Origin of the sequence: Staphylococcus sp. FSL W8-0304, from assembly GCF_038006565.1 — a bacterium.
Lineage (GTDB): Bacteria > Bacillota > Bacilli > Staphylococcales > Staphylococcaceae > Staphylococcus > Staphylococcus epidermidis.
In genome coordinates this window covers 1,137,098-1,164,048 of sequence record NZ_JBBOVL010000001.1, presented here as the reverse complement: position 1 = coordinate 1,164,048, position 26,951 = coordinate 1,137,098, and the positions used below count along the sequence as shown (strand labels likewise).

Sequence of the window (26,951 nt, the reverse complement as noted above, 5' to 3'; positions counted from 1 at the left end):
TCCTCCTATTTAATAAAACATCTGATCGTTGGCTTATTGAATAAATTGACTTTACTGAGCATAAAAAAACTCGCCCCCTAGCAAGGGACGAGTTTGTCGTGGTACCACCCTAGTTAAGTATATGAAAAACATGCGTGATCAGTCATATACTATACTCTACATAAGATAACGGTCTTGAGCCGGATATTCATTACAAATATCAATAATAACGAAGTAGTAATAATTTAATGTGTTAGCCATATTCTCATCAGTTAATGACTTTCTGTGTAACAGAGATTAAATTATCGTATCTTCAATAGTTTCAACGATTAAGATTTATCTCTATTATACACCACATACTTTAAAATTCAATTGTTTCTATAATTTTTACCAGTCAAATAATAAGGTGACGATAAAGTTTTAATTCTTTCAATAATTCTAGCTGCTTTAGTCTTTTCAGTGCCATCTCTAGTTATTGAAAGATGATGCTCAAGTTCACTATAATTAAAATTAGAACTAAAAAATGTAGGAAGTTCATGTACCATTCTATAATGTAATAAAGGACCAATCACTTCATCTCTTACCCACGGTGTGACTTCTTCTGCGCCAATGTCATCTAACATCAAAATATTAGCTTCTCTCACACGTTGTAATTTTTTTTCAAAACTACCGTCTTTAAAACCACCTTTTAAAGTGCGTATAAATTCTGGTAAATATACAATAGTTGATGAAATCTTTTGCGATTTAAGTTGATTTGCAATAGCACCCAATATGAATGATTTTCCTGTACCAAAAGGACCATATAAATATAATCCTTTTACTTTTTCATCATTAGTAATTGCTGTACAGATTTTGTCAGCTGCCATTGCTACATCAAGTCTCTCTCGATTATTCATATAAATATCTTTTAGCTTTGCATGAAGTGTATCTCTTTGCATATGGTGAGATATAATAAGTTGTGAATCGAATCGTTCCTCATCATGTTTTATTTTACACGGGCAAGGTAGATATCTAATTTTGATTCTTTCATTTTCGATATATAGTTCAGGAACATGTCCTTTTACAAAATTCGGACAATCATCATAGCGATGTCCATCATAGACTTTTTGTTGGTCTTTATACTCTTGAAGAACATTTAAATCTTCGTCTATCATCTCATTAGTTAAATTACTACGATTTTTCTCAAGAAAATGTTTAACGTCAGGATCATTAATCACATTTTGTTTTATTTTTTGTATACGTTTATCCAGATTTTGAGAATCGCCCATGATATTTCTGAAACTTTTCATTAATTATCTTCCTCCTTCCACTTTTGATTTAACTTTTCAAGAAATGCTTGTCGATCTTCTTCGAGAGTGTCATCATTTATATCTTTATTATCTTCTTGATTGTCCCTATTTTGAAGCCATTTAGGCGTCTTTTCTTTGGATAAAAATTGATTTTGTCTTCCACGATTGTTCTGCCATTTATCATTAGAATGTGTTTCATAATTTTTAGGTTGATTAATTTGTAATGCGTATTCATATGCTTGTTTGGCATTTGAAATACCAATTTTCTTCCAGTTAGAAGCAATTTCGAAAATATAAGATTTTGGCAACTTCATATCTTCTTTTAGCATAACAAACTGTAAAAGTATATTGATTACACCAAAATTCATTTTTTCACGGTTAATCAATTCTTCTATCATACTTTTTTGCGACTGTGTAGGTTCTGAATCAGACCAACTTGCTAACATATCAATCGGACTTGTTTCATCTAGCAGTTGTAACCAATCATTTGTAGTATCTTTTGCGTGTCGATCTTTTTTTTCATCGTTAGTTTTATGTGTTTGATGCTCTAATTTAGGCAATTGATTATCATGTTCAATCAGATAATAAGTTCTAGCTTGCTTACGCATTTCTTCAAAAGATAACTGTTGTGCACTGGTAATGGAGTTTAATATAACATTTTTCATGCCATCTTCAGTAATCCCATAAAGCGTCGCAAGTTGTATAATCAAATTCTTAGCTTCTTTATCGATAATTTCATTACTAATAAAATGATGGTTCAACATCTGTCTCAACATTTCAAAATCAAAAGCTTCATTAGATAAATCTATGCCATTATAATGTTTGATTTGCTTTAAATTAATTTGATCTGAAACATTGACCTTTTTAGGTACATTGAATACTTCTGTAAATTTTCTAGTGGTCTGTTGATATTTGCTTAAATCTTTCTCATCTTTTTCGAAATAAGATTTAAGTGCTTGATAACGCTTTTTATCAACCTCACTAAATAAAAATACTGATAACATAGGATCATTAAAAAATTGATAGGCTGTTGGAGGCTGAATTAACTCATAAACAAAGTGAGAATACTTTTCTTCATGCCTTACAAATGTTTTAATCAATCCAATAGCCTCTAAATTGTCCATTTGCTCCCTAAAATCTAATAAGTTAATTTTTAGTTCATTCATGAATATATAATGCGTTAACCCGAGTTGTTGACTTTCGTCTATGAATTGACTCATAAAATGATAGAGTCCTATTGATTCAACTCCAATTAAAGGGGTAAATAGTCGATTTAAAATATCTAAATGTTGTGAGGTGAATTCGAAATGTGTAATCACCTCAAATCCATCTTGTGGTTTTAGACCATATTCATAGGTTTGTAACCCCATTTATTTATCACTCCGTTTATTATCACTCAAGATACCTTGCATTGACTCTAAGAGTTGATCAACATCTTTGAATTCTTTATATACAGATGCAAATCTTACATAAGAAACTTGGTCAACATGCATTAATAAATTCATAACATGCTCGCCAATTTCTCTAGAAGAAATTTCAGTTTGTCCTTCATCTCTAAGTTGCCACTCCACTTTATTAGTAATGTCTTCAAGTTGTTGATAACGCACTGGTCGTTTCTCGCAAGATCTTACTAAACCATTTAATATTTTTTCTCTTAAAAATTGTTCTCTAGTTCCATCTTTCTTCACTACTATTAATGGACTTACTTCAATATGTTCAAATGTTGTAAAACGCGTTCCGCAATTTTCACATTCTCTTCTACGTCTAATCGCATTGGCCTCATCTGCATGTCTTGAATCAACCACTCTGGAATGTGTAGAATTACATTTTGGGCATTTCATATATATCACCCTCCCAAGTTTGATCACCGTACATTATACTATAAAAGTACTGTGTAAAAAAGAAAGGTCAATTACAACTATAAATGAAAGAATGTAATGATACATTGATAACACCACTATGTGTAAAAAAGGAAAATATATCTTATAAATAAAGGTTTTAGTGTAATATGTTATTTATTAAAAATATTACATTTTAACGTGATTAAACATATTAAATGAATTTCAATCATTTAAGTGTACTACACAATTTTATAAATACGACCAAAAGTACCATTATTAAATTATAATTTAAAAGATGATTCGTTAAAATCACCTCATTTCAAAATCATCTCAACTTGATTAATAAATAATGACTATGGATTATTTTTCTATAAAGAAAGTATCTAGTAATATGTCTAAAGCTAATTGGTTATCTATAATAACATCAATGGTGCTTCAACTTTGTTTAGGGCTATTTGTATATAAATAAACCTGAGATAATATGGCTATCTCAGGTTTAGTGCAAGTATAAATATTCAGTTAAATAGCTTTTACCATTGCTTTATCATCAATTAATTGTCCAATTTTGTCAGCTACTTCAACAACTCTATTCGAATAACCCCATTCATTATCATACCAAGCGATAACTTTCACCTTATTTTGTCCCATAACCATCGTAGATTGAGAATCAATAATAGCTGAATGAGGATTTGTGTTAAAGTCTACAGAAACTAAAGGAGCTTCTTCAACATCAAGAACACCTGTTAAATCGGCATTTTTAAATGCATCATTAACTTGTGTAACTGTAACATTCTGTTCTAAATCAACAACTAAATCAACGAGAGAGACATTTTTTGTTGGTACTCTTAAAGCCATTCCATGAAGTTTACCTTCAACTTCAGGTAATACTTCTTTAAGTGCTTTAGCAGCACCTGTTGAGGTTGGAATAATACTTTCATTACAAGAACGTGCTCTTCTTAAATCTTTGTGAGGATTATCAATATTTTTTTGATCATTTGTTATCGCATGAACTGTTGTCATCAGACCATTTATGATTCCAAATTTATCATTGAGGACTTTTGCAACTGGACCGATACAATTAGTAGTACAAGATGCATTACTAAAGATATCGTATGTATCAATATCAAGTTGATTATCATTGACTCCTTTAACAATCATTTGAACGTCTCCACCTTTAGACGGTCCAGTGAGTAATACCTTTTTAGCACCTGCATTAATATGAGCAACTGCTTTATCTCCGTGATTAAATTTACCTGTAGCTTCTATAACAACATCAATATCCATCTCATTCCATGGTAAATTTTCTGGATTGCGATCAGAAAGTAATTTAATTTCATGTCCATTCACTTTAATACCACTTTCTATCGGTTCAACTTTTTTATCATAAACTCCATGCGTCGTATCATAATTAAGTAAATGTGCAATTGTTTCAGGTGGATAACTAGCGTTAATCGCTTTCACATTTAAATTTTTATTATTTAGTGCTATTCGTAACACCATTCTACCTATTCTACCCATACCGTTAATTGCAATATTCGTTGCCATTCAAAGCACCCCTTGTTTTATATGTTATACTTTATGGAAATAGTATAACATATTAAATTTTAAATGAAAGCGTTTACTGACAAATTTATCTATAAATATAAATTAAGCTTTATCATTTATAAGATTTTGATTCAAACATTGACTATGGAATTGAATAAATAAGGATTCTAATAAAACATCTACTTTTGTATTTACTCTATATCGATTAATCGTTTTATAAGAAGAATTTTGAATTTGTGAAAACCACATCATTCGAATACTATCATTAAGAAATTTTTCTACCCGAAAATACAGATTATGTGTAGGCATATAACACTACTTTCAACATCATATTGGGATGCTATAATGTTGCGAAACGATGGGTCTGAATTCAGTATCGGGAATTGTTTCAACAATATCATTCGCATATTGTGACATATCATGTGTGGGAATATGTACTGAAGTTTCCTTTAGTAAAGTAAGTTGAGTCATATTATAATCTTTATACATAAGGTACCTCGTTAATTTAGTTTAGTGGTATTTGTTAAATTATACGAAAGGACCTTAATTTTGAAAGTATTTCAATGTTAAATTACATATAAATACAAAGTATTTGAGCGAAACTCATGAGAAAATAGGACAAGCTAAAGACTACAGGATGAAGCTGTCCCCTAAGAAAGCGAGCCAACAATACGAAGTATTGTAAATAAAGAAGCCAGTAAATGAATTTATAAAAACTCATTTACTGGCTATTTTGCTAGGAATTATGTCCCAGCCTAATTTGTGGCTCTAATTGTTAGTGTTTAATATGTAATTATTTATTTATAATACATACACTTAGTGATAACAATATAAAAGCATTCTATACGATTTTCATTATATTTACTATTCACTCTCAGATTGAATATACCCTTCTTCTTCAAGTAATTTTTGTAAATTTTGTTTAAGTTCTAATTTATCACCTAGATTATCTATCACATGATCTGCCATCCTACTTTTTTTATCTATAGATATTTGACTATATACACGTGCTTTAGCATCTTCTAATGATAAATTATTCCTTTCCATTAAACGATCGATTTGAATACTTTCAGAAGTGTAAACCACCCAAACTTCATCTACAGTATCTTGTAATTCATTTTCGTACAACAATGGGATATCCATAATTACATGATATCCATGTTCAAGATAATTGTTTTTCTCTTGTTCCATTATCTCTCTTACTATAGGATGAACTATTTCATTAAGAGCCTCGCGTAAGTCAGGATGATTAAAAACAATCTCTCCTACATATTGACGATTCATCTCACCATTTTCGTCAATTGCTTCTTCCCCAAAAATCTCTTTAACTTGTTCAAGTCCCTTAGATCCTTTTTTAACTGCTTCGCGTGAAGCAATATCAGCATCTACGATTTTAAACCCATATGCTGTTAATAATTCTGAAACAGTTGATTTTCCAGTGGCAATACCACCTGTTATCCCAATCACTTTAGACATTATTTCACTCTTCCTTTATCTCTGACAGTTTGGACAAAAATGACTATTTCTTCCAGCTATCACTTTTGTTTCAATCGAATGACCACAAACCTTGCACTTTTTTTGTTTATATACATTTAAATGTAATTGCATTTGTCCTGTTTTACCATCTGCGTGCCTATAATCTGAAATACTAGTACCTCCATATTTTATACCCTCTTCTAAAACTTCTCGAACATAATAAAAGAGAGACTTTCTTTCTTGTTTAGTGAGTGAATTTGTAATTTTATCCGGAGTAATACCAGCTCTGAATAAAGCTTCACAGGCATAGATATTTCCAGCTCCTGCTATAACACGATGATCAAGAATCGTTTGTTTTATTGGTTTGTTCTTATATTTTTTCAAAGTCAAACATTCTAAATAGTGTTCAAATGCCACCTCTTCAAATGGTTCTGGAGCGATTTCTAATAAAGAGGGATAACTATCAAAATTGACTATATTTCTGATTTCCCCAAACCGTCTGATATCAGAATAGACTAATTTTTGATCATTATCCAAATCGAAAATGACTTGCCAATGCTTTCGATAATTCGGTGTACTTATCTCATCAAGGTTATTAACAACGAAAAAACCGCCTGCCATACCTAAATGACTAACTAAGATTCTGTCTTCGTCATGATAGGCTATATAAAATATAATGTACTTACTTCTTCTTTCAACTTTTTTTATAACATAACCTTCAGTAAGTTTTTTAAAAGTATCTAATTCCATACCTTTTATAATCGTCTCACGGTGATTATTCTTACCGTTAATTACATTTTTAGCAAAAGTTACTTTCTCTATTTTTGCACTTTTTATTAATGGCTCAATACCTCTTTTAACATGTTCAACTTCAGGTAGTTCAGGCATGATATTATCCTTTCTTTATTTAGCATCGTACCATGTTGCACCATAATTAGAATCTACTTTTAAAGGTACATCAAGCACTAATGCTTGTTCCATAATTTCTTCTACAAATTTACTAAAATCTTCTACTTCTGATTTTGGTATTTCAAATATGAGTTCATCATGAACTTGTAATAATAACTTAGCATGATATTTAGTTTCTTTAATCTTTTCACTGAATTTAACCATTGCTAATTTTATTATGTCAGCCGCACTACCTTGAATGGGCGTATTCATTGCTGTTCTTTCTGCAAAACTTCTTAAATTAAAGTTTCTACTTGTTATATCAGGAATGTATCGACGACGATGAAGTAGTGTTTCTACATAACCTTGTGCTTTTGCATCTTTAACAATGTCAGACATATATTGTTTTACACCTGGAAAACTAGCTAAATAATCATCAATAAATGCTTTAGCTTTTTTTCTAGTGATACCCAAGCTCTGACTCAATCCATAATCGCTGATGCCGTAAACAATACCAAAGTTAACAGCTTTTGCTTGACGTCTCATTAAACTATCAACCTGATCAGATTCAACATTAAATACTTTCATTGCTGTTGCAGTGTGAATATCATGTCCGTTTATAAATGCATGTTTTAAACTTTCATCTTGCGTGATATGCGCAAGTACACGTAACTCAATTTGTGAATAATCAGCAGATAAAATCACACTATCTTTAGAAGTTGGTTTAAAAGCCTTTCTAATCTTTCTTCCTTCTTCTAATCGTATAGGTATATTTTGTAAATTAGGATCAACACTAGATAATCTACCAGTTTGAGCAAGCGTTTGATTAAAACGTGTGTGAATTCTATGATCTTTGCTTATTACTTTTTGTAATCCCTCTACATACGTAGATTGCAACTTAGAAAGTTGTCTATATTCTAAAATATCATCTATAATAGGATGCTCACCTTGTAGTTTTTCTAATACATCTACAGCTGTTGAATAGCCCGTTTTGGTCTTCTTAATGACAGGCAATTGTAATGTTTCAAATAAAACAACACCTAATTGCTTAGGAGAATTTATATTAAATGCTTCACCAGCAGACTCATGAATATTGGAAATTAATACATCTAATTTTTTTTGAATTTCGAATTCCATTTCTTTCAAATCATTGATATCGGTATATATACCAATTTCTTCCATTTCACTTAAAATTCTTGCTAATGGTAATTCTAAATCTTTCAACAATTCAATTTGATTATAATCTTCTAACTGTGATTTCATGATTGGAGTTACAGCTGATATAGCTTCTGTCACGGAGGCAATGTGTTCGTTTAAAATTGATTCTTCAGGTATATGATGTTTCTTACCTTTCCCAAAAACTGTAATATTATCTTTTACATAATTTTGTCCATATAAACTTACAACAGATTTAACGTCATCAATAGAACGTGATGGGTCAATAATATAGCTTGCTAACATAACATCAAATTCAATATTTTCTATATTGATCCCTAATCGATGAGCAGATACATAAGTCTTTTTTGCATCATAGACAATTTTAGTTGTATTTTTATCTTCAAGCCATTGAACTAAATTTTTATAATCCTTTACATCATCAGCATTTATCACTACATGTTGATGATTTGTATAAAAACCAAATTTAAGAATAGCGTCTTTAAGATAATTAGTGCCTTCGAGTTCAAAATGTATTACCGCTTCATTTAAATCATTAAAATCTACATTTTGAAAGTCTTGCTCAATTTCAAAAGTCTTATCTATAACTTCTTCATTATTAGAAGATGTGTCTATATCTGCTAGTAGCTGTTTAAATTCTAGCTTTTTAAATAGTTCAATTTTTTCTGCAGTGTCGTCTTGAAGAGTTAATTTTGTATCTTCTAATGATACTTCAACCGGACTGTGAACATTGATTGTTGCTAAATCTTTACTCATTAGGGCATCATCTTTACTATTAATGAGTTTTTCTTTTAATTTTTTTGCAGTAACCTCCTCAATATGTTCATAGACCCCTTCTACTGACTCAAATTGATTAAGTAATTTAATTGCCGTCTTTTCGCCGACACCAGCGACTCCAGGAATATTGTCAGAGGTATCCCCCATTAGACCTTTCATATCGATAATTTGTTTCGGCACTAAACCCTGATATTTCTCTGCTATAAATTCAGGTGTATAATGATCAACATCGGTAACACCTTTTTTTGTATAATATATTGTAACATTATCAGTGGCTAATTGAGTTAAGTCTCTATCACCTGTAATAATAATAGTTTCAAAATCAGCTTCATCAGCTTGTCTACTTAATGTTCCTATAATGTCATCAGCTTCATAATTATCAAGTTCATATCTTTTAATATGATACGCATCTAATAGTTGACGAATATATGGAAATTGTTCACTTAGTTCAGGTGGCGTTTTTTGACGACCACCTTTATATTCACTGTACTTAGAATGTCTGAAAGTCGTTTTACCTGCATCAAATGCAACTAAAAAATGATTCGGTTTTTCTTCTTTAATTATTTTTTCTAAAAGCATAGCAAAGCCGTAAACTGCATTTGTATGAATACCTGCATGGTTTGAAAGTAAAGGAAGAGCATAAAACGCTCTAAAGCTTAAACTATTACCATCTATTAATACTAATTTATTCAAAATACGTAACCTCCAGAACAGATTTACATATATTTTAGCATATATACAAATACATAACGAGTAAGCGAGTTTAGTACTCACTACGCATTAACTATTACTAATAGTTAACTTATAAATGCTAAAAAAATATTAAGTTAAATGCTTCTTAAAAATTTCCCATCTATGAGTTTGCACTCATCTTATGTCTGTCAATGACAAGATGTATTTTGATTTTAATTAATAGCATAAGTCTTAACATTATATTTCTAAAATAATCACTACAACAAAGGACACCACTTTGTCTGTACCAACAATGTAGTGCCCTCAAATTTAATTATCATTAAATAGAACTTTGAATATCGAACCTTTGCCAGGTTCACTTTTAACGTCTATTCTACCATTGTGTGCTTCAACAATATGTTTTGTTATAGAAAGACCAAGTCCTGTACCACCTGAATCTCTACTTCTCGCTTTATCTACACGATAGAAACGTTCAAATATACGCTTTTGATCTGTTTCACTTATACCAATACCATAATCTTGAATCTCTAAATAAACTTTATTGTCATTTCTATATACTCTTACTATTACCTTATTATCTTCTGAGGAATAATTTATAGCATTTGATAGTAAATTAGTAATAACTTGCGCTATTTTATTTTCATGTGCCTCAATGATAACATCTTTTTCGATTTCAGATTGTATTTTGATTCTCTTATTTTGTGCTTGTGTTTGCAAATTATCTATTATATTAATAGCTAATTCAGACAAATTCATGTAATTTATTTCAAGTTCTTTTTGCTGTTCAATATGTGATAAATCTAATAAGTCTGTAACCAATGACTCTATTCTATTAGATTCTTTTAAAATAATATTTAAAAACATATCAAGCGATTGTTCATCATTTTTAGCACCTTCAATCAGAGTTTCTGCAAAACCTTTGATTGAAGTAATCGGTGTTTTGAGTTCATGTGACACATTAGCAACAAATTCCCTTCTAAGGTTTTCTAATTTCTGCAAATTAGTAATGTCATGAAGCACAACCACCATACCTTGTAAATTTTTTTTAGATTTAGTTAAAATGGGGATGCAAGATACATCGAAATATTTAGTATGTACGTTATTAATATCAACTTCTAATTGTTCATAGATAACTTTTTCAGTTCTAAAACTTTCAATAATCAATTTTTCGATACTATCATCTATGAAACCAATGTAACTTTTATTTTCTACCATTTGATCAGGGTTAAACACCTGATAATAAGCATGATTAGCAACTACAATTTCTCCATGTTTATCAATCATCAGTACTGAACTCGGTATATTTTCTAAGGTAGTTTTTAATCTATTGGATTGAATTTTTTGACTATTGTTTAATTTTTGCAATCGTCGCGCTAAGTCATTCGTAGTCACAAATAATGCTCTAGTTTCCTTCACATTACTTTCTGGAACACGAACATGGTAATATCCATCTGCAAGAAGTGATGTAGCATAAGTTACTTCATTGATAGGTCTAATATATGTTCGATTGATACTTCTACTTGCTAAATAAACTGTAAATAATACAATGACTCCAACAATAGACAAATATTTCCATAAATCCTTTTGTAAATCAATAATTTCATTATTAATTCCACTTATGTATATTGTTTTATTATCTATTGTATTCTTATAGGTGTAACGCATACCGAGTTTTGTATTTTTATTGATTAATTTCGAAGGATTAGCTTCATTATCAATTCTATGGTCAATATTTTTAATATTTCCACTTGAGTAAATAATTTTATCTTTATCGTTCTCTTTTATTAATATGATATTTTTTTCATTATGAGCTATATTAGTGATTTCTTTCTCTTTATTATTATTAAAGAGATTAATATAATTACGAGCTTCACTATCTAAGCTTTTAATTTGATTACTAGTTAATGTTTGATAAATTGTGTTGTGAATGATAGCGCCTAAACCAATAAAACTAATGATTGTAATAGTACTAATTAATAGTAATAAACGCAGATGAAACTTCAACATTAAGCTTTAGGTCTCTCCAGTTTATAACCTAAACCACGTACAGTCTTTATCAATTTAGGTTGCTTAGGATTTTCTTCCAATTTATCTCTTAAGTGGCTTATATGTACATCAACAATTCGAGAATCTCCAGCGAATTCATAATTCCACACTGAATTCAACATATGTTCTCGGGTAATAACTCTTCCTTGTCTTTCAATTAAATATAATAACAATTCAAATTCTTTTGGCGTCAATTCTAATAATTCATCTTCTTTATAGACTTCAAAGAATTCAGGTCGTATTCTAATTGAACCAATGATAATATCTTCATCATCAACATCTTCTTTTTCAATTTCATTAACAAATTGAGAACGTCTTAATATTGCTTTAACTCTGGCAACTACCTCTCTAGGTGAAAATGGTTTTGTCATATAATCATCAGCACCTAGTTCTAGTCCTAAAACCCGATCAAATTCATCGTCCTTTGCTGTCAACATTAAAATCGGTACTAAATTTTTATCAGACCTGATTGTTTTACATACTTCTATACCATCTTTTTTTGGCAACATAACGTCTAATACAATTAGTTCCGGTTGTTCTGTTTCAACTTTTTTCAATGCCTCTTCACCATCATAAGCGACTTCGACTATATACCCTGCTGTTTCTAAATTATATTTTAGTAAGGTCACGATGGATTGCTCATCATCAACCACTAATATTTTTTGTGACATAGTGTGCCTCCTAATCTTTTTATACATTTATATTATAACTGATATTTAAATGGAAATAATATAGCTACACATCAAATTTACATAATCTTAATAAAAGTTATAATTTTACCCGTAATAATTATGCATGATAGTAACGTCGACTTATATTTTCTTGAAGGAAACTTTATTAAAAGAAATATGAAATTTAAACAGAGTGATTGTTCAAGATAAGAAGTGGGTTAAATTTGTATTAAATAAACATTTCTATCCCAATTCCAACTTGCTGTGTTTGTACAATTTATTGATGATATTCTATCTACTGGGTCGCAATGAAGTAAAAAAATGTTAGGCTTATTTTAAATTCATTGATCATACAAAAAAACCTGAGACACTAATATTTTATGTCTCAGGTTCTTTGAAATTTTTATAAAAAAGTTATCTAATATTCTTAATTAGTTCATCAGCAAAATCAGATGTTGAAACTTCTTTTGCACCATCCATAAGACGTGCAAAATCATATGTTACGATTTTTGAAGCAATTGTTGCCTCAATAGAGTCAGTGATTTTATCTGCGGCTTTTTGCCAACCTAAATGTTCCAGCATTAAAACTGAACTTAAAATTTCTGATGACGGATTAACCTTATTTAAACCAGCATATTTAGGTGCAGTACCATGTGTTGCTTCAAAAATAGCATGTCCAGTTTCATAGTTAATGTTAGCACCAGGTGCAATACCAATGCCTCCAACTTGAGCTGCTAGAGCATCAGAGATATAGTCACCATTTAAATTCATAGTTGCCACAACATCATGTTCAGCTGGACGTGTTAATATTTGTTGTAAGAAGATATCAGCAATAGAGTCTTTAATAATAATTTTACCTTCTTGTTCAGCTTTACTTTGTGCTTCATTCGCAGCATCTTTACCCTTTTGTTCAACAATTTCATCATATTGTTGCCATGTAAACACTTTATCACCAAATTCATTATGAGCTAAATCATAGCCCCACTGCTTAAATGAACCTTCAGTAAATTTCATAATATTACCTTTATGAACTAAAGTTACTGATTTACGATCATTATCAAGTGCATATTGAATAGCCGCTCTTACTAAACGTTCTGTACCTTCTTTGGATACTGGCTTTATACCAATACCAGAAGTTTCAGGGAAACGAATATTTGTTGCTCCCATTTCATTTTGTAAGAAATCGATAACTTTTTTTACTTCTGACGTACCTTGTTTAAATTCTATCCCTGCGTATATATCTTCGGTATTTTCACGGAAAATAACCATATCAACATCTTCAGGTCGTTTAACCGGTGAAGGAACGCCTTTGAACCAACGTACCGGACGTAAACAAGTAAATAAATCTAACTCTTGTCTCAGTGCTACGTTTAACGAACGAATTCCACCACCAATTGGAGTTGTTAAAGGACCTTTAACAGCAATTAAATATTCTTTAATTGTTTTTAACGTTTCTTGTGGCAACCATTCTCCAGTTTCATCGTAAGCTTTTTGACCTGCTAAAACTTCTTTCCATTCTATACGTTTTTCTCCATTATACGCTTTTTCAACAGCTGCATCGATTACTCGGCTAGCTGCTTTCCAAATATCAGGTCCAATACCATCACCAATAATAAACGGAATAATAGGTTCGTTAGGTACATTTAAACCATCTTTACCCTGTGTTATTTTTTCTGCAGACATACAATTAACCTCCATATTTTTAAGTTATAATACTAATTTATTTTATGATCTTTCTTCAATAGGCACATATTTACGATTTTGTTCACCTATATATTTAGCTCTTGGTCGCATAATTCTATTGTCTCGATATTGCTCTAAAATATGAGCAATCCAACCAGAAGCACGACTTACTGCAAATATTGGTGTGAATAAATCATGTGGAATATTCATACTATGATAGACTGTAGCACTAAAGAAATCGACATTAGGAATAAGTCCTTTTTCTTCTTTCATTCTCTTCTCAATGGCTAATGACATTTCAAACAGTTCACTTTGCCCTGTTTCTTCAGTGATTTTACGGCTCATTTCTCTTAAATATTTAGCTCTTGGATCACCATCTTTATAAACACGATGACCAAAGCCCATAATTTTATCTTTATTTGCAAATCTTTCATCTAAATAGTGATCAACATTATCAATGCTACCTATTTCTTTAAGCATTGACATCACTCGTTCATTTGCGCCACCATGTAATGGTCCTTTTAATGAACCAATAGCTGCAACAACACCTGAATACATATCTGATAACGAAGATACTGCGCAACGTGCTGTAAATGCAGATGCGTTAAGTTCATGATCAGCATGTAAAATTAATGCCTTATTAAATGCTTCAACTTCAACTTCTGTTGGTAGTTCTCCCCTTAACATATATAAGAAATTTGCTGCATAACTAAGTTCAGAATTAGGTTTAACAGGTTCTTTACCGTCTCTAACTCTAGCGAAAGCCGTTACTAAAGAAGCGATTTTAGCTTGAATACGAATAGCTCTATCATATTTATTCTCATCAGATTCATTTTCCGCTTCTGGATCAAAATGAGCTACATAAGATACTGATGTACGTAGAGCAGTCATTGGATGTACATGATCTGTCACATACTCCTCAAAATGCTTGTATACTCTAGTGTTAAGAGTCATATAATCAAATAATTTTTCTTTTAATTCACTTAGCTCTTTTTCATTAGGAAGTCTATAATTCCATAGTAAAAAAATTATTTCTTCAAATTGCGCGTTTTCTGCGAGATCGTCAATATCATAGCCCGCATATGTTAACTGACTGTCAATTATTGAGCTAATTTTAGTTTCAGCTGCAATAACCCCTTCTAAACCTCTTTTTAATTCTGCCATGATAAATTTCCCCTTTACTGTTTCTTTATGAAATGGCTTTCAATAAATATTATAGCTAAATTCAAACAATTTGTGAAACATTAAAAACATTCTCATATCAGTACAAGAAAAATCACTAGTCACCACTTATAATATTTGCCTTCTAAAACCCCTAACAACACAGGTTTCCCCATACTTATCTCCTCCAAAAAATCACAATTGATTATGTCTTTTCGTTTAGTTATCAAGAATGATTAAAAAATATTAATAATAATTATGGTGAATTTTCACACTTTTTTTCGAAAAGAATTGTATAAATTGCATTATAAGTGCATAATATATATATCTTATAGTAAGGGAGTTGTCTTATGGCTGAGAATTTACAAAGAGAATTGAGCAATAGACATGTTCAATTAATTGCCATCGGAGGTGCTATAGGAACTGGTCTGTTCCTAGGTGCCGGACAAACTATCGCAATGACTGGTCCCTCAATATTACTTACTTATATTATTATAGGGTTCATGTTATTTATGTTCATGCGTGGATTGGGAGAAATTATTATTCAAAATACGAACTTCAAATCTTTTGCTGACGTGACCAACACATATATAGGACCGTTCGCAGGATTTGTAACTGGTTGGACTTACTGGCTATGCTGGATTATTACTGGTATGGCTGAAGTGACTGCAGTTGCCAAATATATAAGTTTTTGGTTCCCAGACATACCTAATTGGATTAGTGCTTTATTTTGTGTACTTATTCTAATGTCTTTCAATTTATTAAGTGCAAAGTTGTTTGGTGAGCTTGAATTCTGGTTCGCAATCATCAAAATAGTTACAATCATTGCATTAATCGTTATAGGTGTAATCATGATTTTATTCGCATTCAAGACACCATTTGGTAACACAAGTTTAACTCATTTGTATCAACATGGAATTTTTCCAAAAGGAGCTTCTGGATTCTTTATGTCATTCCAAATGGCATTGTTCTCATTTGTTGGTATTGAAATGATTGGTGTTACTGCAGGCGAGACAAAAGATCCAGAAAAAACTATACCTAAAGCTATCAATAGTGTACCTATTAGAATTTTAATCTTTTATGTAGGTGCATTAGCAGTCATCATGTCTATTATTCCATGGGATAAAGTAGATCCAGATAATAGTCCATTCGTTAGACTGTTTGCATTAATTGGTATACCATTTGCAGCAGGAATAATTAATTTCGTTGTTTTAACAGCTGCTGCCTCTTCATGTAACAGTGGTATTTTCTCAAACAGCAGAATGCTTTATGGACTTTCAAACCAAAATCAAGCACCACCAACATTTGCTAGTACTAATAAACATGGTGTGCCACATAAAGCGATCATTGCATCATCAGCTTTATTGTTAATTGCAGCGCTACTGAATTACATATTCCCTGATGCAACACTTGTATTTACTTATGTAACTACGATTTCTACAGTATTATTTGTTGTGGTTTGGGCATTAATTATTATTGCTTATATTAACTATAGTCGTAAAAATCCAGAACTTCATAAGAAAGCAACATATAAACTACCAGGCGGTCAATACATGGGATACCTTATTCTTATTTTCTTTGTTTTTGTATTTGCCTTGTTATTTATTAATGTTGATACAAGAAGAGCGATTTACTGCACGCCTATTTGGTTTATTTTATTAGGTTTAATGTACTTAAGATACAAAAAAGCTAATAAAGAAGCACGATAAAATTTACATCGACACTTAGTAATTTCTGATTACTAGTGTCGATTTTTTAATTTGTTTTAGTGATATACTTTTCTTACTTTTTACTAATTGATGTCATCTAGAAGCCTCTGATCTTATCTTGATAATTTCTTCAATTTTTATTTTTCAATGAATCATTCTTCTATTACTTTTATTAGTCAAACATAGAAAAATCCCTATATATTTAATTTTTTATAATTTGTTTTGTAAGTTATAAAAAGAATAAATTAGGATACAGATGACATTTGATGTTTTACCTTAAAATCGATAACTAGTATTGAAAAAGGTTGATTTAATCATTTTTAATTTCAATAATTAACTACCCTAATAATAAGAGCCTGGAACATAAATCAATGTTCCAGGCTCTCTTATGAATAGCTTTAAAGCTTTGTGATTATCAAATCTTCTTTTTTAATTTATCATTTGTTAAATTAAAGAACGTTAGCATAACCTTCAAACACTTTACCTTGTGACGCATCTAAAGTCACTAACATATCATTTTTAATTTCTTTAGTTGCTTGTTCTACACCAACAACAGTAGGTATACCTTTTTCTAAACCTATAATTGCGCTTGGTGAAGTAATACCATTTTCTTCTGTAATTAGACCTATAGCTTTTTCAACATATGGTACTAATGTTTCATCAACAGAATTTGTAATGATAACTTTATCAGATAAATCTTTACCTTCTAAGTCACTTGCACTATCTGCAACAATTGCGTGGCCTACAACAGATCCTCTACCAACACCTTGGCCTTTAGCAATCTCATCACCTACTAAGTGGATTTTCATCATATTTGTAGTTCCTTTTTCTCCAGTAGGTACACCAGCAGTAATAATAATTAAATCTCCGTTTGAAACTCTACCAGTTTCGACTGCTGTTGCTACAGCATTATTTAGTAAAGCATCAGTTGTTTTACGTCCTTCTTTAACTACAGGATTTACTCCCCATACAATTGCACATTGTCTAGCAGTTTTTTCGCTAGGTGTTACAGCAATGATATCTGAATGTGGACGATATTTAGAAATTGTACGTGCTGTTGAACCACTTTCAGTTGCTGCTACTATAGCTTTTACATTTAAGTTTAAGGCAGTATGTGCAACAGAAACACCAATTGCATTGACTAATGATGTTTCAACTAATTTAGTACGATCACTTAATAATTTTTTATAGTCTTGCGCTGCTTCTGCAGAAACTGCAATATTGCGCATAGTTTTAACAGCTTCTTCTGGATATTGACCTGCTGCAGTTTCTCCTGATAACATTACCGCGTCAGTACCATCGTATATTGCATTAGCTACGTCACTTGCTTCTGCACGTGTCGCACGTGGGTTACGTTGCATAGAATCAAGCATTTGAGTCGCAGTAATTACAGGTTTTCCTAATTTATTACATTTTCTAATTAAATCTTTTTGAACCATTGGTACGCTTTCTGGCGGAATTTCAACCCCCATATCACCACGTGCTACCATTAATCCATCAGATACTTCAAGAATTTCTTCAATATTATCGATACCTTCTTGGTTTTCAATTTTAGGGAAAATTGTTATTTCTGCTTTTTCTTCTTCAAGAATTTGACGGATATCTAAAACATCACTAGGACGTCTTACAAAACTTGCAGCTATAAAGTCTACATTTTCCTTTATACCAAATCTGATATCATCGGCATCTTTATCAGTGATACCAGGTAAATTAACTTTAACACCAGGTAAGTTAACACCTTTTTTATTTTTTAATTCACCAGTATTTAAGATATCACATTTAACTTCGCCTTTATCTTTATTAATTTCTTTGACTTGAAGTTCAACTAGACCATCATCTAATAGTATATATGAACCAATATTGACATCATTGATTAGATTTTCATATGTTACAGAGAATTTTTCAGGTGTTCCTTCAACTTCATCCATACTTACAATGACTTCTTTGCCTTTTTCTAAAACAATAAGCCCATCTTTCATATTGTGCGTACGAATTTCTGGCCCTTTAGTATCCAATAACAAGCCAATTGTTTTATTTAAACGTTTAGCAACTTTACGAATTGTATCAATTCTTGCTTTATGTTCTTCATGACTACCATGTGAGAAATTTAAACGCGCAACGTTCATTCCTGCATTCATTAACTTTTCGAGCATTTCCTCTGATTCTGAAGCTGGTCCTATTGTACATACAATTTTAGTCTTTCTCATTTTTATAATCCTCCCAAATAAATTTAAATTGATAATTCTTTTGCTAATTCATACATTTGACTATTAAATTTGCGATCACTTTCAGCAAAAATTTCATCAAACGGTGTAGAAGTTAATTGATTATTCCTAATGCCAACACCTTTAGCTGTCTCGCCTTGTTTTAAAAGTTCAATAGCATATCCGCCAAGTCGAGAAGCTAATACTCGATCAGCACCAGATGGGCTACCGCCACGTTGAATGTGACCTAACACTGAAACTCGTGTATCAATGTTAATATACTTCGTTAACTCATCTGCACATTCTTGGCCGCTCATACAACCTTCTGCAACCATAACGATAGAATGTTTTTTTCCTCTTTTGATACCCTGTTCAATCTTTTCAGCTACATCTTTAATATCTGTATTGATTTCTGGTAAAACAATCGTTTCAGCTCCTACAGATAATCCAGCCCATAATGCTAAATCTCCACAATCACGCCCCATAACTTCAACAATAAACGTTCTTGCGTGACTTGATGCCGTATCTCTAATCTTATCGACTGATTCAATAATAGTGTTTAATGCAGTATCAAAACCAATTGTAAAATCCGTACCATTAATATCATTATCAATTGTACCTGGAATACCAATTGTTTGAATTTCTTTACATTCCTCACTAATTCGTTGTGCCCCTCTATAGCTGCCATCTCCTCCAATGACAACTAAACCTTCGATACCACGCTTACGTAAATTCTCAATAGCTTTCTTACGTACATCCTCTTCTTTGAATTGAGGGCACCTTGCGGAAAAGAGAAACGTTCCTCCTCGTTGTATTGTATCCCCTACTGAACCCAATTCAAGCTTATGAATATCATCATCAAGTAAACCTTGGTAACCTTGATAAACACCATAAACTTCAATATTATTGTAAATTGCTGTTCGAGTCACTGCACGAACAGCAGCGTTCATACCCGGAGAATCTCCTCCGCTAGTTAAAACTGCAATCTTCTTCATGACGACATACCTTTCCTTAACTAGATTTATCTTCAACTCTAAATTACCATAAATTTTTTTAACGTTCCATTAAAAGAAAGACAATTCATAGATGTAAACGTTTTAAAAATGTAATTTTTATTACAACATAAAAAAAAGAGCTAAAAGCCTAACAATTAGACTAATAGCTATACAAAATTACTCCACAACCGAACCAATTTGTCTAAATTTTTCAAAACGATCATTTGCTAATTCTTCAGGTGTGAGTTGCTTCAATTCATTTAAATGTTTAAGGAACATTTTCTTAATTGATAAGGCTTGCGCTTCTTCATCTTTTTGTGCACCACCAAGAGGTTCATTAATCACTTCATCTATGATACCTAAATCTAGTAAATCATGTGCAGTGATTTTCATAGTTTCAGCGGCAATTTGAGCTAAGTTACTATCTTTCCATAAAAGTGCAGCTGCACCTTCAGGTGAAATAACTGAATAAGTACTATTTTCAAGCATCAGAACACGATTTGAGATTCCAATACCTAAAGCACCGCCACTTCCACCTTCACCAATAACAATAGCAATAACTGGTACAGTTAATGAAGCCATTTCCATCAAATTTTTTGCAATTGATTCACTTTGACCTCTTTCTTCAGCTGCTTTACCCGGATAAGCCCCTTTAGTATCTATAAAAGTAAATACTGGACGATTAAATTTCTCTGCTTGTTTCATTAAACGCAAAGCTTTTCTATACCCTTCAGGGTGAGCCATACCAAAATTACGATAAATATTATCTTTCGTGTCTTTACCACGTTGTTGGCCTATAATTGTTACTGGCTTACCATCTAGATAACCAATTCCACCAATCATTGCTGGATCATCCCTATAAGTTCTATCGCCATGTAACTCAATAAATGAATCAAAAATATAGGAAATATAATCTAATGTGGTTGGTCTTTCTGGTAAACGAGCGATTTGAACACGATCCCAAGGTTTCAGATTAGTATAAACTTTTGTTGTTTCTCTTTTTAATGATGCTTCCAGCATATCTATTTCATCTTGAAGATCAACTTCGTTTTTTTCTTGAGATTCTTTTAAAGAATCAATTTTATTTCTAATTTCAAAAAGTGGTTTTTCAAAATCTAACATTAGTTACTCACCTCTTGATGGATTTTTAAAATATTTGATAAAGTCTCACGCATATCTTTTCGATGAATGACTTTATCAAGTTGACCATGCTCTAGTAAAAATTCAGCAGTTTGGAAATCATCAGGCAACTTTTCATTAATTGTTTGTTCTATAACACGTCTACCAGCAAATCCGATTAGTGCTTTAGGTTCACTTAAATTAATATCCCCAACCGAAGCAAAACTTGCAGAAACCCCTCCAGTAGTGGGATTAGTTATGTAAGAAATATATAATAGTCCTGCATCAGAATGTCTTTTTAAAGAAACACTAGTTTTCCCCATTTGCATTAAAGAAATAATTCCCTCTTGCATTCTAGCTCCACCACTCGCAGAAAACAGAATAAATGGCAAACGATGTTCTGTACAATAATCAATAATTCTACATATTTTTTCACCAACTACTGAGCCCATGCTTCCCATTCTAAAACGAGCATCCATAACTGCAACACCATATTGTATTCCATCTAATTTCGCAGTACCAGACACTAACGCTTCATTAAGTCCAGTCTTCTGCTGATCTTTTTCAATTTTTTCTTCATATCCAGGAAAGTCTAATGGGTTAGCAGATGTCATACCTCTATCAAATTCTATAAATGACCCTTCGTCTGAAATTGCTTCTATTCTTTTATATGCGGTTAAAGCTATATGATGATCACAATTAAAGCATACATTTAAATTTTCATTCAATTCTTTTGTATACATTATTTTTTTGCATTTAGGACATTTTGTCATTATACCAGCAGGTACATCATTTTGTTTAGAATCTTGAACTGTTAAATATTTCTTTTTCTTACTTCGATTAAAAAAATCTTTAAACATTGGTAAACCTCCAAATATCCTCTGTTACTTCATTTAAAAAGACTTTACATATTTTGTAAAAGTCGTAATAGTACTAAAATATAGTTATTCGTTTAATCTATTTTAAGTCAGTAAGTTTCATAGTTTTATCAAATATTTCTTGTGTATCAATTTTAATTCTTGCTACACCGGATTCCATAGCAGCTTTAGCTACATTTTTGGCTACTGATGGAGCTACTCTTTTATCAAATGGTCCTGGTATACAATAATCGGGATGTAACTCATTTTCGTCGATTAAATGAACGATAGCTTCTACAGCTGCCTTTTTCATATGTTCGTTAATATGAGTAGCTTCAACGTCCAAAGCGCCTCTAAAAATACCTGGAAAAGCTAATACATTATTAATCTGGTTCGGAAAATCAGATCGACCAGTACCCACAACCTTTGCACCTGCTTGTTTGGCTTCATTGGGATTGATTTCAGGATTAGGATTAGCCATAGCAAAAATAATTGGGTCATCAGCCATTGTCTTCACCATATTTTGCGTCAATATATCCGCTACAGATACACCTATAAAAACATCTGCATCTTTAATCACTTCTTCAAGTGAACCTTCAACTTTATCTTTATTCGTCCACTTTGCTACATATGTTTTTGTATCATTCATACCTAAATTTCTGCCAGAATAAATAGCACCTTTTGAATCGCACATAATCATATTATTCACGCCATAAGCATGAAGTAACTTTACTATAGCGATACCTGCTGCACCTGCACCATTTAATACAACTTTTATATCCGTTAACTCTTTATTTACAATTTTTAAAGCATTGATTAACCCAGCCATAGTAACGATAGCTGTACCATGTTGATCGTCATGGAAAATAGGTATATTGGTCTCTTTCTTTAAGGTTTCTTCAATTTCAAAACAGCGAGGAGCTGATATATCTTCAAGATTAATTCCACCATAGTTGGGTTGAATAAGTTTAACTGTTTTTATGATTTCTTGAGTATCCGTTGTATCTAAAGCTATCGGCACACCATTAATACCCGCAAAACTTTTGAACAGTGCTGCCTTTCCTTCCATTACTGGAATACTTGCTTCTGCTCCAATATTACCTAAACCGAGTACAGCAGTTCCATCCGTTACAACAGCAACTGTATTCCCCTTAATAGTGTACTCATACACTTTTCTTGGATCTTCATGGATTTCTTTACAAGGTTCAGCAACGCCAGGTGAGTATGCTAGGCTTAATTGTTGCTTATTTGTCACTTTAACATTTGGTGTAATTTCTAGTTTACCTTGGTTCTCTCTATGCATTTCTAAAGCGTCATCTCTTAAAGACATTTAATCAACCCCTATTTTATTTTGTGAGAAGTCATTGAACTATATGTATTCAGTACATAAATCAATCCATGAATAGAAAACTGAATCATTTTAAATATACACGATTTACTAGTAAATATGTAGAACAATAGTACAATCATTGAAAGTAAATTGATTTTTAGATGTTGCAATTCAAATTATTTCTTCTGCTGATAAAACAGATTTAGTGTGTTAAATCAGAACAAAAAATAATTATAAAAGAAAAACTGATGATTAAGAAATAATCATCAGTTAACTATATCATAATTTAAAAATCGTTAAAAGTTAAATAAACCTAATATCAGCTGGTGAATAAGTTTGTATTAATAGATCAAAATTTTGAGGTTGACGTTCAATTTGTCCCAACATTGTCATCTTATTTGCACATTCGTCAAAACCATAAATATTTAATGGTTGTTGTTTATTAGATTGCACTTTTGAATGTTCAAATTGTGGTTCAAGATGGGTTACATTACGTAAAATAACTTTTTTCGAATTAGACAATTTTGTTTGCTCATACGCTTCAACTTCAAAAAGTTGATTGATGATAAGTTGCATTTGCTGATTACGCTTTTCAAATTTACCCAATACGATATACATCTGTTCCTTTGAAATAGAAGTTTCGTATTTTTTAAACTTATCTGGGAAAATCACTCCATCCATCATCGTTCTTCCATCATTCATCGTTACAAATGCCATATTTTGACCATTCTTCGTTCTTATTTGTTTGATATGGTCAAATTGAACAAGTATAGGTTGATAGTGACTTCCATTAGACAATTGAAATATGCCTAAATATTGTTTCTTTTCAAATTTCTTTTCAACTGGATGTTTACTAATATAGAATCCTAGGTATTCTTTTTCATAATCACTTAATAATTGATCAGGCAGTTCCTCTTTTTCTTCATAAGATTGTTTAGGAGTTAAAAGTTCGAAAAGCATATCATCTTGTTCAACATCAGAATTTAAATCTAGTACTTGATCAATTGCTTGTAATAATGTCGCTCTAGTTTTGCCAAAAGTGTCGAATGCGCCTACTAAGATAAGAGACTCAAGTAATTTTCTATTTTTCACCCTTTTTGGTATACGTCTTGAAAAATCAAAGAAATCTCTATAAGGTCCATTTTGCTGGCGCTCGTCGATAATTAATTTAACGCTTTGATATCCAATTCCTTTAATTGTACCTAAAGACAAATATATTCCTTTATTACTTGCCTTATAATACCAATGACTTTGATTAATATTGGGAGGCAAAATGCTAATTCTTTGATGCTTAGCTTCGTCAATCATAGCTGCAGTCTTTTTTTCACTTCCTATTACATTACTCAAGATATTTGCATAAAAATAATGAGGATAGTGCACTTTTAAATAGCTCATAATGTATGCAATTTTTGAGTAACTAACAGCATGGGCACGTGGGAACCCATAATCAGCAAACTTAAGTATTAAATCAAAAATTTGCTTACTTATCTGTTCACCGTAACCGTTATTTTTCGCACCATCTATGAAATGTTGACGCTCACTTTCTAAGATTGCACGATTCTTTTTACTCATTGCCCTTCTTAAAATATCTGCTTCACCATAACTAAAGCTAGCAACTTGACTTGCTATCTGCATAATTTGTTCTTGATAAATGATAACACCATATGTGTTTTTTAAGATTGGTTCTAAATCAGGATGTAAATAAGCAACTTGGTTAGGATTATGTCTACGGGTTATATAAGTTGGTATTTCTTCCATTGGCCCTGGTCTATATAATGATGTGACAGCTACGATATCTTCAAAATGTTCAGGTTGCAATCTTTTTAATACACTTCTAACGCCTTCTGATTCCAATTGAAAAATACCTGTAGTGTCCCCATTTGATAATAAATCAAACACTTTTTTATCATCGTAAGGTATAGCTTCTATATCAATATTTATATTTAAATCCTTTTTAACTTGTAAAATAATTTGATGAATAATTGATAGATTGCGTAATCCCAAGAAATCAATTTTTAATAATCCTATACGTTCCGCTTCTGTCATAGTCCACTGCGTTAATAATCCTGTATCACCAGTTGTTAATGGCGCAAATTTGAATAATGGTTGATCATTGATAATGATACCTGCAGCATGTGTCGACGTATGTCTTGGTAAGCCTTCTAACTTTTTACTTACTTCAAACCAACGTTCATTTCTATGATTACGATGAACAAATGCTTTAAACTCTGGCTTCTGGTATGCTTCTTCAAGAGTTATACCTAATTTATGTGGAATAAGTTTTGAAATCTCATTTAAACTCGTTTCATCAAAACCCATTATTCTTCCTACATCTCTAGCAACAGCACGGGCTAACAGATGTCCAAATGTCACAATACCTGATACATGATGTTCACCATATTTATCTTGTACATACTTAATTACTTTTTCACGTCTCGTGTCTTCAAAATCAATATCAATATCTGGCATAGTTACACGTTCAGGATTAAGAAATCTTTCAAATAAAAGATTATATTTTAACGGGTCTATCGTAGTAATACCTAATAAATAACTTACCAATGATCCCGCTGATGAACCACGACCTGGCCCAACCATCACTTCATGTGTTTTAGCAAAATGAATCAAATCACTTACAATAAGAAAATAATCCTCGAAACCCATATCAGTAATAATTTTATATTCATGTTTCAACCGATCGAAATAAGTTTTATCATTAAGTTCCCATTTTTGTAACCTATGTATAAGTATTGTCCAAAGATAATCTTTCGAAGTCTCACCATTAGGTGTCACAAATTGTGGCAACAGTGATTGATGATATGCAATTTCTGCTTGGCATAATTTTTCAATTTCATTCGTGTTAGCAATCATATCTTCACTAAGATTTAGTGTTTGAAGTTCTTCTATACTAGGAAAATGTTCATCTAGTGTTTCTTTCTCATGTATTAAATCTAGCTTAGTATTATCTCTTATGGCATGTAAAGCTGGAATGGTTTCAGCATCATCTTCATTTAAGTATCTTGCAGATTGCATCCATACACGTTTGCCAGTCAATGTATTATTACTATTGTGATTTAAATACAATTCTTTCTTACCTTCAAATGCATCAATGATTTGCTTATGAGACAACTCAGCCTCTTTAAATATGATAATTAAATGTTTATCATATTTTTTTAGCCATTCAATAGGTACTTCTTCTTTATTTTTCATCATTATAGCAGAAGAAAGTTGGTATAATGACTTGAGTCCTTGATTATTTTTTGCTAAAACAACTGTTTCAATAGTATAGAGACCATCCGTTAAATATATAGTCATACCAAATATGGGATGTATGTGGGCTGCAATACAAGCATCATAAAACTTTGGATAACCGTACAATACATTTGTATCGGTTATTGCAAGCGCACGGTATCCTTCTTTTTTAGCTTTATCTATTAATGCATCAATTCTCAAACTAGAATCTAACAGGTCAAAAGAAGTATGAATATTTAAATGTGCTACCATGGTCTCTTACC

The 26,951-nt window shown here is 31.5% G+C and carries 18 protein-coding genes and 1 pseudogene; 1 reads left to right on the top strand and 18 read right to left on the bottom strand.

The genetic code is table 11. From position 1 onward, the window contains the following. Positions 1-347 precede the first annotated feature (347 nt). From dnaI to NST35_RS05440, 12 genes and pseudogenes are all read right to left on the bottom strand, one after another. A complete protein-coding gene (dnaI, locus tag NST35_RS05495; RefSeq protein WP_002496768.1) occupies positions 348-1,268 on the bottom strand; it encodes a primosomal protein DnaI in 921 nt (306 codons plus the stop codon). After that, entirely contained in the window at positions 1,268-2,638 is a 1,371-nt protein-coding gene (locus NST35_RS05490; protein WP_002457808.1) for a replication initiation and membrane attachment family protein, read from the bottom strand. Before NST35_RS05490 ends, dnaI begins: the two co-directional genes overlap by 1 nt. After that, positions 2,639-3,109: a transcriptional regulator NrdR gene (gene nrdR, locus NST35_RS05485; protein WP_001830825.1), complete on the bottom strand. Its 471-nt coding sequence runs from the start codon at positions 3,107-3,109 to the stop codon at positions 2,639-2,641. Between the two features lie 519 nt (positions 3,110-3,628). Continuing rightward, positions 3,629-4,654: a type I glyceraldehyde-3-phosphate dehydrogenase gene (gene gap / locus NST35_RS05480; protein ID WP_002446650.1), complete on the bottom strand. Its 1,026-nt coding sequence runs from the start codon at positions 4,652-4,654 to the stop codon at positions 3,629-3,631. 105 nt (positions 4,655-4,759) lie between these two features. Next, positions 4,760-5,143 (bottom strand): annotated as a pseudogene (locus tag NST35_RS05475) (transposase); the annotation flags it as partial. Between the two features lie 375 nt (positions 5,144-5,518). Further along, positions 5,519-6,130 (bottom strand): dephospho-CoA kinase, encoded by a 612-nt coding sequence (coaE, locus tag NST35_RS05470; RefSeq protein WP_001830774.1) that lies wholly within the window; start codon positions 6,128-6,130, stop codon positions 5,519-5,521. Between the two features lie 15 nt (positions 6,131-6,145). Further along, on the bottom strand, positions 6,146-7,018 hold the full coding sequence (gene mutM / locus NST35_RS05465; protein WP_002446654.1) for a bifunctional DNA-formamidopyrimidine glycosylase/DNA-(apurinic or apyrimidinic site) lyase: 873 nt from the start codon (positions 7,016-7,018) through the stop codon (positions 6,146-6,148). Between the two features lie 15 nt (positions 7,019-7,033). Further along, positions 7,034-9,664 carry a DNA polymerase I gene (gene polA, locus NST35_RS05460; protein ID WP_002457810.1) on the bottom strand — a complete coding sequence of 877 codons (2,631 nt, stop codon included), beginning with the start codon at positions 9,662-9,664 and terminating at the stop codon, positions 7,034-7,036. Positions 9,665-9,973: 309 nt separating this feature from the next. After that, complete coding sequence (gene pnpS / locus NST35_RS05455) at positions 9,974-11,671, bottom strand: two-component system histidine kinase PnpS (protein ID WP_002446656.1); 1,698 nt, start codon at positions 11,669-11,671, stop codon at positions 9,974-9,976. Continuing rightward, positions 11,671-12,381, bottom strand: a complete 711-nt coding sequence (locus NST35_RS05450) for a response regulator transcription factor (protein WP_001830897.1) — start codon at positions 12,379-12,381, stop codon at positions 11,671-11,673. The genes pnpS and NST35_RS05450 overlap by 1 nt, the downstream gene beginning before the upstream one ends. 414 nt (positions 12,382-12,795) lie before the next feature. Beyond that, positions 12,796-14,064, bottom strand: a complete 1,269-nt coding sequence (gene icd / locus NST35_RS05445) for an NADP-dependent isocitrate dehydrogenase (RefSeq protein ID WP_002457811.1) — start codon at positions 14,062-14,064, stop codon at positions 12,796-12,798. 42 nt (positions 14,065-14,106) lie between these two features. Continuing rightward, positions 14,107-15,228: a citrate synthase gene (locus NST35_RS05440; protein ID WP_002446658.1), complete on the bottom strand. Its 1,122-nt coding sequence runs from the start codon at positions 15,226-15,228 to the stop codon at positions 14,107-14,109. Between the two features lie 347 nt (positions 15,229-15,575). On the opposite strand from NST35_RS05440, the gene NST35_RS05435 reads away from it, so the two are divergent. Continuing rightward, positions 15,576-16,934: an amino acid permease gene (locus NST35_RS05435; RefSeq protein WP_002446659.1), complete on the top strand. Its 1,359-nt coding sequence runs from the start codon at positions 15,576-15,578 to the stop codon at positions 16,932-16,934. Positions 16,935-17,383: 449 nt separating this feature from the next. Here the strand turns inward: NST35_RS05435 and pyk are convergent, their stop codons facing one another. The 6 genes from pyk to NST35_RS05405 all read right to left on the bottom strand — a co-directional run bounded on the left by pyk (position 17,384) and on the right by NST35_RS05405 (position 26,940). Then, on the bottom strand, positions 17,384-19,141 hold the full coding sequence (gene pyk, locus NST35_RS05430; RefSeq protein WP_002446660.1) for a pyruvate kinase: 1,758 nt from the start codon (positions 19,139-19,141) through the stop codon (positions 17,384-17,386). A 23-nt stretch (positions 19,142-19,164) separates the two neighbouring features. Beyond that, positions 19,165-20,133: a 6-phosphofructokinase gene (pfkA, locus tag NST35_RS05425; RefSeq protein ID WP_032604474.1), complete on the bottom strand. Its 969-nt coding sequence runs from the start codon at positions 20,131-20,133 to the stop codon at positions 19,165-19,167. A gap of 177 nt (positions 20,134-20,310) precedes the next feature. Then, the gene (locus NST35_RS05420) at positions 20,311-21,255 is read right to left on the bottom strand and encodes an acetyl-CoA carboxylase carboxyltransferase subunit alpha (RefSeq protein ID WP_002486755.1); all 945 of its coding nucleotides are present in this window, start codon (positions 21,253-21,255) and stop codon (positions 20,311-20,313) included. Then, a complete protein-coding gene (accD, locus tag NST35_RS05415; protein ID WP_001832673.1) occupies positions 21,255-22,112 on the bottom strand; it encodes an acetyl-CoA carboxylase, carboxyltransferase subunit beta in 858 nt (285 codons plus the stop codon). The genes NST35_RS05420 and accD overlap by 1 nt, the downstream gene beginning before the upstream one ends. A gap of 97 nt (positions 22,113-22,209) precedes the next feature. Continuing rightward, a complete protein-coding gene (locus tag NST35_RS05410) occupies positions 22,210-23,439 on the bottom strand; it encodes an NAD(P)-dependent malic enzyme (protein ID WP_002446663.1) in 1,230 nt (409 codons plus the stop codon). Positions 23,440-23,742: 303 nt separating this feature from the next. After that, complete coding sequence (locus tag NST35_RS05405) at positions 23,743-26,940, bottom strand: DNA polymerase III subunit alpha (RefSeq protein WP_340747272.1); 3,198 nt, start codon at positions 26,938-26,940, stop codon at positions 23,743-23,745. Between the last annotated feature and the right edge of the window lie 11 nt (positions 26,941-26,951).

Excerpts from the sequence above, each read along its gene's own strand:
- NST35_RS05440 (WP_002446658.1), bottom strand. The coding sequence starts at position 15,228 with ATGGCAGAATTAAAAAGAGGTTTAGAAGGGGTTATTGCAGCTGAAACT.
- NST35_RS05405 (WP_340747272.1), bottom strand. The coding sequence starts at position 26,940 with ATGGTAGCACATTTAAATATTCATACTTCTTTTGACCTGTTAGATTCT.
- nrdR (WP_001830825.1), bottom strand. The coding sequence starts at position 3,109 with ATGAAATGCCCAAAATGTAATTCTACACATTCCAGAGTGGTTGATTCA.
- NST35_RS05490 (WP_002457808.1), bottom strand. The coding sequence starts at position 2,638 with ATGGGGTTACAAACCTATGAATATGGTCTAAAACCACAAGATGGATTT.
- coaE (WP_001830774.1), bottom strand. The coding sequence starts at position 6,130 with ATGTCTAAAGTGATTGGGATAACAGGTGGTATTGCCACTGGAAAATCA.
- accD (WP_001832673.1), bottom strand. The coding sequence starts at position 22,112 with ATGTTTAAAGATTTTTTTAATCGAAGTAAGAAAAAGAAATATTTAACA.
- pfkA (WP_032604474.1), bottom strand. The coding sequence starts at position 20,133 with ATGAAGAAGATTGCAGTTTTAACTAGCGGAGGAGATTCTCCGGGTATG.
- NST35_RS05420 (WP_002486755.1), bottom strand. The coding sequence starts at position 21,255 with ATGTTAGATTTTGAAAAACCACTTTTTGAAATTAGAAATAAAATTGAT.
- NST35_RS05435 (WP_002446659.1), top strand. The coding sequence starts at position 15,576 with ATGGCTGAGAATTTACAAAGAGAATTGAGCAATAGACATGTTCAATTA.
- mutM (WP_002446654.1), bottom strand. The coding sequence starts at position 7,018 with ATGCCTGAACTACCTGAAGTTGAACATGTTAAAAGAGGTATTGAGCCA.
- dnaI (WP_002496768.1), bottom strand. The coding sequence starts at position 1,268 with ATGAAAAGTTTCAGAAATATCATGGGCGATTCTCAAAATCTGGATAAA.
- icd (WP_002457811.1), bottom strand. The coding sequence starts at position 14,064 with ATGTCTGCAGAAAAAATAACACAGGGTAAAGATGGTTTAAATGTACCT.
- NST35_RS05410 (WP_002446663.1), bottom strand. The coding sequence starts at position 23,439 with ATGTCTTTAAGAGATGACGCTTTAGAAATGCATAGAGAGAACCAAGGT.
- gap (WP_002446650.1), bottom strand. The coding sequence starts at position 4,654 with ATGGCAACGAATATTGCAATTAACGGTATGGGTAGAATAGGTAGAATG.
- pnpS (WP_002446656.1), bottom strand. The coding sequence starts at position 11,671 with ATGTTGAAGTTTCATCTGCGTTTATTACTATTAATTAGTACTATTACA.
- pyk (WP_002446660.1), bottom strand. The coding sequence starts at position 19,141 with ATGAGAAAGACTAAAATTGTATGTACAATAGGACCAGCTTCAGAATCA.
- NST35_RS05450 (WP_001830897.1), bottom strand. The coding sequence starts at position 12,381 with ATGTCACAAAAAATATTAGTGGTTGATGATGAGCAATCCATCGTGACC.